The sequence below is a fragment of the Flagellimonas abyssi genome, from assembly GCF_019457905.1.
Lineage (GTDB): Bacteria > Bacteroidota > Bacteroidia > Flavobacteriales > Flavobacteriaceae > Flagellimonas > Flagellimonas abyssi.
The window spans coordinates 1-15,251 of sequence record NZ_JAHZSV010000011.1; the positions used below are offsets into that span (position 1 = coordinate 1).

10 protein-coding genes and 1 tRNA gene are annotated in these 15,251 nt (G+C 41.9%); 4 read left to right on the forward strand and 7 right to left on the reverse strand.

The window, feature by feature from the left end:
* Window positions 1–107: 107 nt before the first annotated feature.
* The 7 genes from K1F36_RS09435 to nhaD form a co-directional block, all read right to left on the reverse strand.
* Complete coding sequence (locus tag K1F36_RS09435) at window positions 108–1,373, reverse strand: site-specific integrase (protein ID WP_067034492.1); 1,266 nt, start codon at window positions 1,371–1,373, stop codon at window positions 108–110.
* Between the two features lie 230 nt (window positions 1,374–1,603).
* Window positions 1,604–1,678, reverse strand: a tRNA-Val gene (locus K1F36_RS09440).
* 69 nt (window positions 1,679–1,747) lie between these two features.
* Window positions 1,748–2,959 (reverse strand): bifunctional folylpolyglutamate synthase/dihydrofolate synthase, encoded by a 1,212-nt coding sequence (locus K1F36_RS09445; RefSeq protein ID WP_220113600.1) that lies wholly within the window; start codon window positions 2,957–2,959, stop codon window positions 1,748–1,750.
* Window positions 2,959–3,837 carry an energy transducer TonB gene (locus K1F36_RS09450; protein ID WP_220113601.1) on the reverse strand — a complete coding sequence of 293 codons (879 nt, stop codon included), beginning with the start codon at window positions 3,835–3,837 and terminating at the stop codon, window positions 2,959–2,961. The genes K1F36_RS09445 and K1F36_RS09450 overlap by 1 nt, the downstream gene beginning before the upstream one ends.
* Window positions 3,837–4,223, reverse strand: coding sequence for an ExbD/TolR family protein (locus K1F36_RS09455; protein WP_100816272.1), 387 nt, complete (start codon window positions 4,221–4,223; stop codon window positions 3,837–3,839). Before K1F36_RS09455 ends, K1F36_RS09450 begins: the two co-directional genes overlap by 1 nt.
* Before the next feature lie 9 nt (window positions 4,224–4,232).
* Window positions 4,233–4,925: a MotA/TolQ/ExbB proton channel family protein gene (locus K1F36_RS09460; protein ID WP_108245178.1), complete on the reverse strand. Its 693-nt coding sequence runs from the start codon at window positions 4,923–4,925 to the stop codon at window positions 4,233–4,235.
* Window positions 4,926–4,981: 56 nt separating this feature from the next.
* Window positions 4,982–6,370: a sodium:proton antiporter NhaD gene (nhaD, locus tag K1F36_RS09465; RefSeq protein WP_220113602.1), complete on the reverse strand. Its 1,389-nt coding sequence runs from the start codon at window positions 6,368–6,370 to the stop codon at window positions 4,982–4,984.
* Window positions 6,371–6,606: 236 nt separating this feature from the next.
* On the opposite strand from nhaD, the gene K1F36_RS09470 reads away from it, so the two are divergent.
* The 4 genes from K1F36_RS09470 to K1F36_RS09485 all read left to right on the forward strand — a co-directional run bounded on the left by K1F36_RS09470 (window position 6,607) and on the right by K1F36_RS09485 (window position 15,204).
* Entirely contained in the window at window positions 6,607–7,749 is a 1,143-nt protein-coding gene (locus K1F36_RS09470) for an acyl-CoA dehydrogenase (RefSeq protein ID WP_220113603.1), read from the forward strand.
* A gap of 307 nt (window positions 7,750–8,056) precedes the next feature.
* Window positions 8,057–12,562: a glutamate synthase large subunit gene (gene gltB, locus K1F36_RS09475; protein WP_220113606.1), complete on the forward strand. Its 4,506-nt coding sequence runs from the start codon at window positions 8,057–8,059 to the stop codon at window positions 12,560–12,562.
* 8 nt (window positions 12,563–12,570) lie between these two features.
* Entirely contained in the window at window positions 12,571–14,037 is a 1,467-nt protein-coding gene (locus K1F36_RS09480; RefSeq protein WP_220113604.1) for a glutamate synthase subunit beta, read from the forward strand.
* 237 nt (window positions 14,038–14,274) lie between these two features.
* Entirely contained in the window at window positions 14,275–15,204 is a 930-nt protein-coding gene (locus K1F36_RS09485; protein ID WP_220113605.1) for a hypothetical protein, read from the forward strand.
* Window positions 15,205–15,251 lie beyond the last annotated feature (47 nt).

The window sequence follows — 15,251 nt, forward strand, 5'->3', positions numbered from 1 at the left end:
TCTACGTCCCGCAAGCGGGACCGAATAAATACAAGCTGATTTGAAAATCAGCTGCACTATTAATGTTATTATTTGATGAGTAGTTTTTCCAAATTCCACCTTAAAAATCACGGTTTCCAAATTTTCTCTTGTCCGGCATCTGAATCTGAAAACTTAGAATCCAGTTTCGTTTCCAAGTCACTCATATCTTCACTGATTTTGTTATCCAATACTCTTGCATAAATTTGGGTCGTGGCCAATTCTGAATGTCCCAATATCTTAGAAACAGTCTCTATGGGAACCCCATTACTTAATGTGATAGTTGTAGCAAACGTATGTCTGGCCATGTGGAAAGTAATGTGCTTTTTAATATGGCACGAATCTGCAATCTCCTTTAAATAACTATTCAATTTTTGGTTGGAAATCCCAGGGAATAATTTATCAATGCGTCTTTTGGGATGATATTGATATCTCTTGATAATCGACAAGGCCGGTCCCATTAAAGGTAATTTGAAACTGTTCTTGGTCTTCTGTCTTTTGGTACTTATCCAATGCTTCCCATCGATACCCAAAATCAAGTTATCCTCAGTAAGGTTCATAATATCAATATAAGCAATACCAGTATAGCAACTAAATACAAATAAGTCCTTTACAATCCGCAACCGTTCAATCTTGGTTCGGAACTCCTGGATTTTCCGCAGTTCCTCCAAGGTCAAAAATTCTCTTTCCTTTTTCTCCATCCTTATTTTAAATTTTTGAAAGGGATACTTTTCTATCCATTCGTTATTTACCGCCATTCTAACCATTTTTCTCAAACGCTGAATGTGTTTCATGGCCCCATTGTTCGAAAGCCTCCCATGATGGTGGATTGGATGTAGCTTGCGCAAATAGGTCTCGAAACCCACAACAAATTGGTGATTGAGCTGTGACAATCTATAATCATTGCATTTGTATTGTTTCTTCAAATAGTCCAACAAGTACTTCTGGGTGGTCTTATAATGGCTCAGGGTCGCTTTGCCAAGGTTATGGGCAGCATGTAGATTGTGGTGTTCAAATAGTTCGGTTAAGGTCACTTGATCTAAGTCTTCTCCGAAATACTTCGCCTTGACCATCTGCGGGGTTATATTTGGCGTCTTGGACCGCAGTTCACGATAGCATTGGAAAAGTTCGGTTTCGACTTCCATCAGATAAGTGTTGATTTCCTGTGCGTCGGCAGCGCGCCCCAGAACCCTCGACCCCTTTCTATCCCAACTTTCTATTGGGATGGTATACTTAAGGCTCATGTTAACTCTTTGTTTATCAACGGTGATACGGGCATAGATCTTGGCCGTTCCGTCATTCCTTCGGGCAGTGCTTATCCAGAAACTGATTGAAAATGTAGATCGGGTTCTCATAGGTTTTGTGTTAAATTGAACGAAAAATACCTACGAAAGTCAAATACTAAGATGCTGTAATATAGCGATTTACATTCTTATCCGGTTAACACTTTACAGAAAAAATTTTACTAACCGAATTGCAAACCAAAACATATCAAATCAAACCAATTCAAACAAGGCTCAAAAAAATTAAAGCCTTGCAAATCAATAAGATATGCAAGGCTTTGTTTTCATTTGAACTCTAAAAGTGGGCGCTGAGGGATTCGAACCCCCGACCCCCTCGGTGTAAACGAGGTGCTCTGAACCAACTGAGCTAAGCGCCCATTATTTTCCGTAATGGGAGTGCAAATATAAGACTGTTTTTGATTTATTAAACAAAAAAATGAAAAAAATTACACAACTTCAGCAACAACAAAAGTACTCCCTCCCACGTAAATCATATCTCCTTCATCAGCACTATCTAACGCTTTTTGAAAACCTTGTTGTACCGACATATATTTCTCTCCCATAAGACCTTGTTCCTTAGCCATTTCCTCAAGAACCCCGACATCCAACCCGCGAGGGATGCTCGGTCTTACAAAATAATAATATGCCTCCTTTGGAAAAAGTTCCAGAACAGATTTTACATCCTTATCGCTAACAAAACCTAAAACAATATGTAATTGATAATAGGTTTGTTTTTGCACTTGATTCAAAACTAATTGAAGTCCTTCCTTATTATGGGCCGTATCACAAACTACCAACGGGTTTTGTTGCAATATCTGCCACCTCCCCAAAAGTCCAGTATTTTTAACAACATTCGCCAACCCTTTAGATATGGATTCCTCAGGAACATCAAAACCTTTTAATTGTGAAATGGCAGCTACCACCCCATTGATATTCTTCTTTTGATACTCCCCAAGCAAATCAGTTGTATATCCCGTTGCCGGTTGTTCATCTGCGAAAACAATTTCTGATTTTAGCTGATGTGCAATCAGGCTAAAGATCATCTTCGTCTCTGCTTGGGTCTCACTAATAACAACAGGCACCATCGGTTTTATGATTCCAGCCTTTTCCAACGCTATTTTCTCCAAGGTATCTCCCAAAAACTGCGTATGATCCATCCCAATATTCGTAATCAAGGACACTTCAGGGGTTATTATGTTGGTAGAATCAAGTCGTCCCCCCAAACCAACTTCGATAACGGCAATTTCCACCTGTTCCTCTCTAAAATAATGGAAGGCCATCCCTACGGTCATTTCAAAGAAAGAAAGCTTTTGATACTCCAAAAAAGGCTTGTGCTGTTCAATAAAATCCACCACAAAATCTTCGCCTACAACCTTTCCGTTTATTTTGATGCGCTCCCTAAAATCCTTTAGGTGAGGCGAAGTATATAGTCCGACCTTATAACCGGCCTCCTGAAGAATAGAGGCCAACATATGACTACTGGACCCCTTACCATTGGTTCCTGCAATATGTATACTTTTGAATTTTTTTTCAGGATTGCCTAGCACATTGCAAAAACTGATGATGTTGTCCAGTTTTGCGTTCATGGCGGCTACGCCCTTTTGCTGGTACATCGGAAGCTGTCCGAACATCCAGTCCAACGTTTCTTGGTAGGTCACTACTGTCCTAGTTTAAAATTGACAACCACAAAACCTATCTGTTGTGCCGGAGCATTCGAATCTGAATTCCATTTATGGAGCATCGCAGTTTTACGGGCAGGCTCCAATAGACATGGAGCGTTGTTTGTAGTACCTTTTACGCCAGGTTCCGCCTTAACAACTTTTCCGGATCTGTCAACGGTGATTCTAACAACAACCCTACCTTCTTCATTACAATCTTGCTGAACCTTTCCTTTGTTGGCCAAAGACCTTCCACTTAATCCATAACCACCCGTCCCACTTCCAGGGGAACCGTAGTAAGATGAAGCATAAGGATCTCCATCTGGTTGTCCCTTGTCCCCTGCACGATCATCGTCGCCTTCACTACCGGTAGTGGTGCCATCTGATTTGCCGATTCCACCGATAAGAGCATCCACACTCTTTTTCTTCGCTTCCTGCTCCTGTTGTTTACGCTCTTCGGCCTCACGTTTTTCACGAGCAATTCGCTCAGCTTCAGCTTTAGCTTTTTCTGCTTCTTCTTGCGCCTTACGCTTGGCTTCTTGTTGTTGTCTTAGCTTAATGGTTTCCTCATCATTGCTGGTTAAAACCTCTTCGACCGGAGCCTCCTCAACCACCGTTTCCTCAGGCTCAGCTGGCTCAGCCACCTCTTGTGGTTCAGGTTGACTTACGACCTCTCTAGGTTCGGAACGCACTGGTTCCGTTGGTTGAACTTCCCCGCTCCCAAATTCCATGGTCCCAAAATTAACGGCTATGCCATTTTCAATAGGTGGGTCGAGATAGGTCAATCCAATATAAAAAAGCAATAGAAGGAGTGCGCTCAACAAAAGTGTTGTGAGCGTAAAGGACTTTTTCTTGTGTCTCGTATCTAAAAAGGACATTATTTTGGCCGCACCGCCAAGATAACCTTGTAACTGTTCCTGTTTGCAATATCCATTACGTTGACCGCTTCTTTAATGGCCACGTTTTCTTCTGCTCTGAGGATGATTGTTGGCTTTTCTTGACCTTCAAGTGCCTTTTTTAATTCAATTTCAATGTATTCTTTATTGATCTGCTCGTTGTTCACAAAATACTTCAGGTTTTTATCAATGGTCACCGAGACATTCTGTGTGTTCGTGGATTTCCCCTTTGCCTTGGGCAAAAGCAAATCCAGTGCATTGGGCGCATTGGACGTCAGCATAAAAAAGACCAATAACAGAAATACGATATCCGTCATTGACGACATGCTGAACTCCGGGCTTATTTTGTTTCTTCCCTTCAGTTTCATAGCTAAGGGTTATACTGGTTCGTTCAAAAGATCCAAAAACTCAACGGCATTGGCCTCCATTTGATGAACAACTTTATCTGTCCTATTCACCAAGTGATTATAGCCAATATAGGCAATAATACCCACCACCAAGCCTGCAACAGTTGTGGTCATGGCGGTATAGATGCCGGATGCCAAAGAACCCATTTCTGCCTGTCCACCGCTACTTGCCATCTCGTGGAACGCCAAAATCATACCAATTACGGTTCCCAAGAAACCAATCATTGGAGCAGCACCCGCAACGGTAGCCAATACGCTAACGTTCTTTTCCAGTTTGTACACTTCGAGCGTACCTGCATTTTCAATGGCGGTGTTGATGTCATCCAAAGGTTTTCCAATTCGGGCGACACCCTTTTCGGTAAGTCGCGCTACGGGAGAATCCGTTTGGGCGCACAATAATTTTGCAGCTTCCAATTTACCATTGCTGATGTGATCACGAATCTGGTTCATGAAGTTCTTATCTATTTTGGACGCGGCCTTAATGGCAAAAATTCGTTCAAAATAAATGTACATAGCAACAAAAAGAAGAACAAAAAGCACCACAATTATTATGACACTCCCTGTTCCTCCATTGACAATAAGATCTATTACGGATAAGGTCTTTTCTTCGGAAATTGAGGCAGTTGCCTCAGCGCCTTCCGTTACTTCTTGTAAAATATTCATATAAAATCCCCAATTTATTTGCAATAATAACGGAGATTTTTGAACTAAAGTATTTTTTAGAACAAATATCGCATTACCATGAACACAATTGCACCTGCAATGAAGCCCACAAAGGCCAACCACGATATCTTTTTAAGATACCAGAAGAAGTCTATTTTCTCCATTCCCATGGCTACAACTCCAGCAGCAGAGCCAATAATCAACATACTACCCCCAGTCCCTGCGGAATAGGCAATAAAATGCCACAATTGATCATCCAATGGCTCGGAGAACATCCCTAAACTTGCAGCAACCAACGGTACGTTGTCTATAACGGCAGACCCCACACCCAATAATACCACAACTAAATCGGATACTCGTGTGCCGGCCATTTCTGTTCCGATCAAAGGCATACCTTGCTTTAGTCCTTCGGCGAAGTTGAACAATAGACCCAATGATTCCAGTGCAGCAACTGCCATCAAAATACCCAAGAAAAACAGGATACTGGGAAGTTCAATTTTGGTCAATGCGCTATGTACCGGACTATGGTGGGAGTGTGCATCACTTTCCTGATCTACGGATGATATAGCAATCTTTTTGTTACTATATATTTCAGCAAAAGTCGCCACAACGGCCAAAGACAACATCATACCCACATATGGAGGTAAATGTGTTACCGTCTTGAATATCGGAACAAAAACAATCGCTCCAAGACCCAAATAAAGCATTATAGGACCATATTTAGATTTCGAACTACTATCGTCATCATCCGCATCGATCTCTCCTTTAAAAGCGGGCAAAAATGAAGCTATGAAAGATGGCAACAACATACATACCAAAGAAGGAACCAACAAATGCTCTATAAGCATTGCAGTGGAAACTTTATCTCCGATCCATAGCATAGTGGTCGTCACGTCTCCGATTGGCGACCATGCACCACCTGCATTTGCAGCGATAATGATTAAACCGGCGTACCAAAGCCTCACTTCTCTGTCCTTCACAATTTTCTGAAGGATGGAAATCAATACAATAGTTGCTGTAAGGTTATCTATAATGGCAGAAAGAATAAATGCCAAGAAAGAGAAAATCCAAAGAATTTTCTTTTTGCTACGTGTCTTTACAAAAGACTTTATAGTTGCGAAACCATCAAAGTAATCAATGATTTCAACAATAGTCATGGCTCCAAGAAGGAATACCAAAATCTCTGCGGTCTTCCCCAAATGGTGAAGAAGAGTTTCCTCCATCAGCTCCATTTTCTCTTCGTGCCCGAAGGACCCAAAGTTCTCAAGCAGAGCATGGTTTCCGGAATCGAACCAGGTCGTAAAACCGTCGATGCCAAAAGCCATCAATGCCCACAAAATAGCCATCATGGCCAATGCGGGAATAAGCTTATCTATTTTTAAATTATGTTCGAGGGTAATTGCCAAATATCCAATTACAAAAATGACAACTAAAAGGGTTTCCATGTTAAGTTTGGTTTAATTAAGGAATAATATTTTTGAGCAGTTATCTGTGTGGCTAAAGATATTCAAAATGAATATTTCCACATAATCTTATCAGCATAAAAATAAGGAAACGCGAATAGATAGATTTCAAAAAACAAGAAAAGAATTCAATCATTCTCATTTAACCATTGTATTTTATAAAATATTAATACTAGAAAGCTATATTTGCAGGTAGTTTTTAAATATTATTCAGTTTTATGGATTTCACACTTTCCGAAGAACAGTTAATGATACAACAAGCGGCAAAGGATTTTGCCCAAAATGAACTTTTACCAGGGGTTATTGAACGCGATGAAGCCCAAAAATTTCCGAGTGAACTTGTCCGAAAAATGGGTGAACTTGGGTTTATGGGGATGATGGTCGACGAAAAGTATGGAGGAAGTGGTCTAGACACTCTTTCCTATGTGATAGCCATGGAAGAATTGTCCAAAATCGACGCCTCGGCTTCCGTAATGGTATCCGTAAACAATTCTTTGGTATGTTGGGGACTGGCGACCTATGGAAGTGAAGAACAAAAACAAAAATACCTGACACGCTTGGCAAGCGGAGAGATTATTGGCGCCTTTTGCCTGTCAGAACCAGAAGCGGGAAGCGATGCCACTTCTCAAAAAACAACTGCCATAGACAAAGGTGACCATTATATAGTAAACGGTACCAAAAACTGGATCACAAATGGCAATCAGGCAGAGGTTTACTTGGTCATCGCACAAACAGACCGGGAAAAAGGCCACCATGGTATCAATGCACTGATAATCGAGAAAAACATGGAAGGCTTTGAAATAGGCCCAAAAGAAAACAAACTGGGCATTCGTGGAAGCGACACCCATTCTTTAATGTTCAACGATGTTAAAGTACCAAAAGAAAATAGGATCGGTGACGATGGTTTTGGATTTAAGTTCGCCATGAAGACGTTGGCCGGAGGACGTATCGGAATTGCAGCACAAGCTTTGGGTATTGCAGCCGGCGCCTACGAACTGGCCCTTAAATATTCGAAAGAGCGCAAGGCCTTTGGCACCGAAATAGCAAACCATCAAGCGATTGCATTCAAACTGGCCGATATGCACACAAAAATACAAGCGGCACGCCACTTGGTATATCAGGCAGCCTGCGATAAAGATGCAGGCAATGACTACACCCTATCCGGGGCCATGGCTAAGCTTTATGCTTCCGAAGTAGCCATGGAAACTGCAGTGGAAGCCGTTCAAATACACGGGGGGAACGGATACGTTAAAGACTATCATGTAGAACGGTTGATGAGGGACGCCAAGATTACCCAGATATATGAAGGCACCTCCGAAATTCAGAAAATAGTCATCTCCAGAAGCATATTAAAAGATTAAATTATTTAACCCCCTCCCAAAAGAGGGGGTTTCTTTTTGCAAATCACTTCTAATTTTACTCACCCCCTATTTTTCACAAAGTATTAACATGAAATTAGGCTGAAAAACCTTGAAGCACTCTTTTCATAGTAGGGAAGAAACCCTTTTTTAAGCTCGATTTGAGATAATGATAATTTAACATTCCTTTAATTCCTAAATTGAATTTTTTTTAACCCCAGAAACCATACGTTGATTATTTATCTGATAATCAGCTAAAACCTTATTATTTCTACATCAATTTTGATATTTTTGAGGAAATACGATAATGATGGGATTGAAGAAACAAGGTTTATACTTACCGGAATTTGAGCACGACAACTGTGGTGCAGGCTTCATATGTAGCCTAAAGGGAATTAAGTCCAACGACATAATACATAAGGCCCTCGAAATTCTTGATAAATTGGAACACAGGGGAGCTGTGAGCTCGGACGGAAAAACAGGAGATGGTGCAGGTATACTTATAGATATTCCCCACGCCTTTTTTAAGGACACCTGTTCCTTTGAACTACCAGAAGCAGGAGAATATGCGGTTGGAAACGTATTTCTACCACAAAAGGAAAACCAACGTAACTTTTGCATCCAGGTTTTTGAGGAAAACATAAAAAAACAAGGGCTCGAACTACTTGGTTGGCGTCACGTGCCTGTGAACCGTTCCGTTCCGGGAAGAATAGCTGCCGAGACAGAACCTTTTGTAATGCAGGTTTTTGTAGGAAAAGGAGAGGATTTGGACGAATTCCAGTTTAACCTTAAACTTTTCATTGCACGTAAAGTCACGGAACATACCGTAATAGAGAGCAAGCTTTCTGAAAGCGAATTCTTCTACTTGCCCAGTCTATCAACTAAAATCATCATTTTTAAGGGGCTTTTGGTCCCTAAGGACATCAGCAGATATTATGAAGACCTTTTGGACCCCCGTGTAGTAACTCGCTTGGCACTGGTTCACCAAAGGTTTTCTACAAACACGTTCCCCATGTGGGATTTGGCCCAACCTTTCAGGTATATGTGCCATAACGGAGAGATAAATACACTAAGAGGAAACGTCTCCCGTATGCGCTCACGTGAGGAGCTAATGGAAAGTGAGTGGTTTGGAGAAGATATAAAAAAGATACTTCCCATCGTATTGCCGGCAAAATCCGATTCTGCCAGTATGGATATGGTCGTTGAGCTATTATTAATGACAGGTCGTTCTTTGCCCGAAGTAATGATGATGCTGGTTCCCGAGGCATGGGAAAAAAATCCGGACATGTCCGAAGCCAAGAGAGCTTTTTACGAATACAACTCCTGTCTCATGGAGCCTTGGGACGGGCCTGCCTCCATTCCATTTACGGATGGAAATTATATAGGGGCCGTACTTGACAGAAACGGACTCCGACCATCCAGATACTCCGTAACCAAAAAAGGATATGTGATCATGTCCTCGGAAACCGGGGTCGTTGAATTGGAACCAGAGGATATTGAATTCCACGGACGACTGGAACCCGGAAAAATGTTCTTGGTAAACATGGAAGAGGGAAGAATCATCAACGACGAAGAAATCAAGGAAGCCATAGCCAAAAAGCATCCTTATAAAGAGTGGTTAAAGAAGAATTTGGTGCATTTAAGGGACATTCCTTATAACGATTGCCCGGTTTTCTTTGGAGAATTCCCACTCCAGACCAGACGAACCGCATTCGGGTACACCCAAGAAGACATCAACACCATTATAATGCCCATGGCAGAAAATGGTAAGGAACCCATTGGCTCCATGGGCTCCGACACTCCAATTGCCGTGTTGTCCGAGCGCCCACAATTAATATACAATTACTTTAAACAATTGTTCGCACAGGTAACCAATCCGCCTTTGGATGGTATCCGTGAAGAATTGATTACCGATATTAGTTTGACTTTGGGCAGTGATCACAACATTTTTGATTTTTCGGAATTACATTGCCGAAAGCTGAAAATCCAAAACCCTGTTATTTCCAAAGAAGATTTGGACAAGATCAAAAATTACGATGCCAGTCCGGACTATAAAGTTGTATCCATTTCTATGCTCTATGAGATCAACAAAGGGCATAATGGACTGGAAGAAGCTTTGGACGGCATATTGCAGCAGGCATCAAATGCCATTGATGAAGATGCTAACATCATCATCCTATCGGATAGAATGGTAAGCGCTGAAATGGCCCCTATCCCAGCTCTTTTGGCATGTTCCTATGTAAACAGTGGTTTGAGAAAATTAGGCAAGCGTTCCAAACTGAGTATCATTATAGAATCTGCGGAACCAAGGGAAGTCCATCATTTTGCCCTTCTTTTTGGTTTTGGAGCAAGTGCCATCAACCCATATTTGGTGAATGAAATCATCGGTGAGCAAATCGAGGAAAACAATATTACCGATTACACTTTTGAGGAAGCCGTTAAAAATTACAACAAAGCTATCGGGAAAGGTATATTAAAGGTCATGAACAAGATTGGGATATCTACATTGAACTCGTATAGAGGATCCCAATTGTTCGAATGCATCGGAATCAACACAACTGTTGTGGACAGATATTTCCCGAACACCCCAACTCGAATCCAAGGAATTGGACTTTACGAAATAGAGAAAGAAGTTACCAAACGTCATAAAAAAGCATTTCTATCACAAAACATATCAGCTAATCTCGATATCGAGGTTGGAGGAGAGTACCGCTGGAGAAGAAATGGCGAAAAGCACATGTTCAATCCATTAAGTGTCGCCATGCTTCAAAAATCGGTACGCAACAACGAGCCGGAAACCTATAAAGAGTATTCCAAACTGGTCAATGAGCAATCCAAACACTTGATGACTATCCGTGGACTTTTCGAATTTTCGAACTACGACCCTATTCCCATTGAAGAAGTAGAACCTTGGACAGAAATTGTAAAAAGGTTCAAAACTGGGGCAATGTCCTACGGAAGTATAAGTCAAGAAGCACATGAAAACCTAGCGGTTGCCATGAACCGAATCGGAGGCAAGAGCAATTCGGGTGAAGGCGGAGAGGATTCGGCTCGTTTTTATAAAAGTCAAACCGGGGACTGGAAAAACAGTGCCATTAAACAGGTCGCTTCAGGTAGGTTCGGGGTAACATCCAATTATTTGACAAGTGCCCAAGAAATCCAGATTAAAATGGCACAAGGGGCCAAACCTGGTGAAGGCGGTCAATTGCCTGGACCAAAAGTCAACCCGGCCATTGCCAAAACAAGAAACTCCACACCATATGTGGGATTGATTTCACCGCCCCCTCACCACGATATTTACTCTATCGAGGATTTATCACAATTGATCTATGACCTTAAATCCGCAAACAGGGAAGCACGTGTAAACGTAAAACTGGTGTCGGAAGTTGGTGTAGGTACGGTAGCTGCGGGCGTGGCCAAAGCAAAGGCCGATGTTATCCTTATTTCTGGATTCGACGGTGGCACAGGGGCATCTCCACTAACATCTTTAAAACATGCCGGACTACCTTGGGAACTAGGAATCGCCGAAGCCCAGCAGACTTTGGTATTGAACGACTTGCGAAACAGAGTGGTTCTAGAGTGTGATGGACAGTTGAAGACAGGACGAGATGTAGCCATTGCCTGTTTACTGGGTGCGGAAGAGTTTGGTTTTGCAACGGCACCTTTGGTGGCATCTGGCTGTATTATGATGCGTGTATGCCATTTGAACACCTGTCCAGTGGGTATTGCCACCCAAAATCCGGAGTTGCGCAAAAAGTTCCAAGGAAAACCAGAACATGTGGTCAACTATATGTACTTCGTAGCTCAAGAACTACGAGAAATTATGGCCAAGCTCGGGTTTAGAACCTTGAACGAAATGGTAGGCCAAGTACAAAAACTGGACAGAAAGAAGGCAATCGAACATTATAAGGCCGCCGGTATCGATTTGACGCCTATCCTTTATCGCATAGACGTTCCTGAAGGAACAAAACTACACAATACGGAAAAACAATATCACGAAATAGATAAGTCCATTGAATTTGAAATCATAGGAAAAGCACATCCTGCTTTGTTCAGAAAAGAGAAGACCACACTGGATTTCCCGATCAAGAACACAGATAGAGCCGTTGGCGCCATTATCAGCAATGAGATTTCAAAAATTTATGGAGAGGAAGGCTTGCCAGAAAATACACTTAAACTAAACTTTACTGGTTCTGCCGGACAAAGTTTTGGAGCATTTGCCACAAAGGGTCTCACCATGGTAGTGAATGGAAACACTAACGATTACCTTGGAAAAGGACTCTCGGGAGCCAAGCTGATAGTAAAAGTTCCTTTTAAATCCACAATTAAACCGGAAGATAATGTGATTACCGGAAACGTGACCTTATACGGGGCCACCTCTGGAGAAGCATACATCAATGGTAAGGCAGGAGAACGATTCTGCGTAAGAAACTCCGGGGCCAAAGCGGTGGTCGAAGGAATCGGGGACCATGGCTGTGAATATATGACCGGTGGAGTCGCTGTGATTCTTGGTGCTGTAGGACGGAATTTCGGAGCTGGTATGAGCGGTGGAATTGCCTATGTGTATGACAAGGACGACACATTCAAACGTAACTGTAATGGAGACCATTTGAACCTTCTCCCTGTTGATGAGGACAACGATAAACAACAGTTAAAAGATTTGATAGAAAACCATTACAACGCCACATTAAGTCCTTTGGCGCAGAATATTCTTGAAAATTGGGAAAAATGTCTTCCTAAATTCATAAAAGTATTCCCAGAAGAATACCGCCAAGCACTTATCCGATTGGAAGAAGAAAAAATGCAAACCTTATAATTTGAGACATGGGAAAGATTACAGGATTTTTGGAATTTGACAGGAAGGACGAAGCATACGCCCCTGTCAAAGAACGCATCGAAAACTATAAGGAATTTACAAAGCCTTTAAAAGAAAGTGAATTAAAGAATCAAGGCGCCCGGTGCATGGACTGTGGAATTCCATTTTGCCATAGTGGTTGCCCATTAGGAAACCTGATTCCGGATTTTAACGATGCCGTCTATCAAGGAAAGTGGGAAAAAGCTGCACAGATACTCCACTCTACCAATAATTTTCCGGAGTTTACTGGAAGATTGTGTCCTGCACCATGCGAAGAAGCATGTGTGCTGGGAATCAACGAACCTCCTGTATCTATTGAGAACATAGAAAAAAACATCGCGGAGACAGCTTTTAAGAATGGTTGGGTAAAGCCAGAACCGCCAATGAACAGAACGGATAAAAAAGTGGCCGTAGTAGGTTCCGGTCCTGCTGGTCTTGCAGCCGCCCAACAACTTAATCGCGCCGGCCATACCGTTACGCTGTTTGAAAGGGACGAAAAACTTGGTGGCCTTTTAAGATATGGCATCCCAGACTTTAAAATGGAGAAAAACGTTATCGATAGGCGTCTTGAAGTGATGGAAAAAGAAGGCATCGAGTTTAAAACCGGTGTACACGTGGGAGTTGACATAACAGCCCAAGAACTTCAAAAAGAATATGATTCCATTGTACTTTGTGGTGGAGCAACGGTAAGACGTAGCCTTCCAATTCCAGGCGTTGATGCCAAGGGTGTGGTTCAGGCCATGGACTTTTTACCGCAAAACAATAGAAAAGTGGATGGAATACCATTTAAGGGAGAAGATATTTCAGCCAAAGGCAAAAAGGTAATTGTGATCGGTGGTGGTGATACCGGATCCGATTGTATTGGAACTTCCATAAGACAAGGTGCCATTTCCGTAACTAATTTTGAAATAATGCCAAAAGGCACGACTGATCGCCCTGAAGGACAGCCATGGCCGTTTTGGCCCATGCGTTTGCGTACCAGTTCATCGCACAAGGAAGGTGCGGACCGTGTATTCAGCATATCCACAAAAAGATTCAATACCGACGACAAAGGCAATTTAACAAGCTTGGTAACTGTAGAAGTTGAATGGGTCAAGCAACCTGGTCAGCGCCCCATACTTAAAGAGGTAGAGGGAACAGAGAAAGAATGGGAATGTGATTTGGTCCTATTGGCTCTGGGCTTTACGGGTTCGGAGACCACGGTTGCTGATCAACTAAATCTTGAAATGGACCCAAGAACCAACATTAAGGCTTCTGCAGCCGATTATAAAACGAATGTTCCGGGAGTTTTTGTAGCTGGTGATCAAAGAAGGGGCCAATCCCTTATTGTTTGGGCCATTTCCGAAGGCAGGCAAGCTGCATACTACGTGGACACATATTTAATGGGGAAATCTGATTTACCTTTAAAGGGTGAGGGAGATCTGCCTAGAGTTTAAAAGCTCACATAAATCTCAACTAAACTTGCTAAACTCCTCTAGGCTTGCTTTGCTTAGGGGAGTTTTTTTTAGATACACATTGTATCAACCACATAAATAAACCGACCGTTTACACATCAAAAATCGGTAAGTGGAAATTTGTTTGTATCTTAATAGAGGCCATCTTACCATAACCAACCTTTTATAAAGTCTGTGCTGTGTATTTCAAGGGCATACAAACCTCTTAATACATCACTTATGAAAAATCCAATTACAATCTGCTTACTCTTCTTCACTTTGCTTTCTTGCAAAACCAAAGAAAAAGAAATTAGGACTCCAGAAAAGTCACCTTTAGAACTCGGTCAGGTCAATGTAAATACAAAGAGCATGGAATTCTTTGTTTCTGACACACTATATTCAGGCTGGAACACTTTCATTTACAACAATGAATCTCAGGAAGTCCACTTTATTATGATGGATTTGTATCCGGAAGGAATAACCATAGGAAATACTAAATCCGAACTGCTCCCCCCTTTTGATGATGGGATGAGATATATCATGGAAAACCAAATGGATAGTGCGATGACGGCTTTTGGTAAAATACCTGAATGGTACCAAAAAGTGAAATTTTTAGGAGGTACCGGACTTGTATCTCCTAAATACACCGTAAAGAGCACCGTTTATCTAGAACCTGGTCGTTACATGATGGAATGTTATGTAAAAATGTTCAATGGTACTTGGCACACTTCACATGGCATGTTAAAAGAAATTATAGTGAAGAATGAGGTCAGCGAACTAACACCTCCGACCACAACAGCGCAGATTGACATATCCAGTACTGACGGAATTTTACTTAAGGACAGCCTTTCCTCTGGGCGACAAGTATTCCAAACAAATTTTATAGATCAAAAAGTATATGAAAACTTTGTCGGACATGATGTAAACTTGGTCAAATACGACGCTACGGCTTCTTTAGATTCCCTGGTCCTATGGATGAATTGGATGAATCCCAGGGGACTCCGTACACCTGCTCCGGTTGGATTTACGTTCTTGGGCGGGATGAACAATCTACCTGCTGAAAGCAAAGGCTTTTTTGAAGCTGATTTAACCCCCGGAAACTATGTCCTCATTTCAGAGGTTCCAGAAGCTGATGAAAAGCAATTGCTTTTTAAGTTTTCAATTGATTAAAAAACTTATAAAAACAAAAAAGGCCCTTCACGTTTGTGAAGGGCCTT

Excerpts from the sequence above, each read along its gene's own strand:
- K1F36_RS09435 (WP_067034492.1), bottom strand. The coding sequence starts at position 1,373 with ATGAGAACCCGATCTACATTTTCAATCAGTTTCTGGATAAGCACTGCC.
- K1F36_RS09460 (WP_108245178.1), bottom strand. The coding sequence starts at position 4,925 with ATGAATATTTTACAAGAAGTAACGGAAGGCGCTGAGGCAACTGCCTCA.
- K1F36_RS09485 (WP_220113605.1), top strand. The coding sequence starts at position 14,275 with ATGAAAAATCCAATTACAATCTGCTTACTCTTCTTCACTTTGCTTTCT.
- K1F36_RS09480 (WP_220113604.1), top strand. The coding sequence starts at position 12,571 with ATGGGAAAGATTACAGGATTTTTGGAATTTGACAGGAAGGACGAAGCA.
- nhaD (WP_220113602.1), bottom strand. The coding sequence starts at position 6,370 with ATGGAAACCCTTTTAGTTGTCATTTTTGTAATTGGATATTTGGCAATT.
- K1F36_RS09470 (WP_220113603.1), top strand. The coding sequence starts at position 6,607 with ATGGATTTCACACTTTCCGAAGAACAGTTAATGATACAACAAGCGGCA.
- gltB (WP_220113606.1), top strand. The coding sequence starts at position 8,057 with ATGGGATTGAAGAAACAAGGTTTATACTTACCGGAATTTGAGCACGAC.
- K1F36_RS09450 (WP_220113601.1), bottom strand. The coding sequence starts at position 3,837 with ATGTCCTTTTTAGATACGAGACACAAGAAAAAGTCCTTTACGCTCACA.
- K1F36_RS09455 (WP_100816272.1), bottom strand. The coding sequence starts at position 4,223 with ATGAAACTGAAGGGAAGAAACAAAATAAGCCCGGAGTTCAGCATGTCG.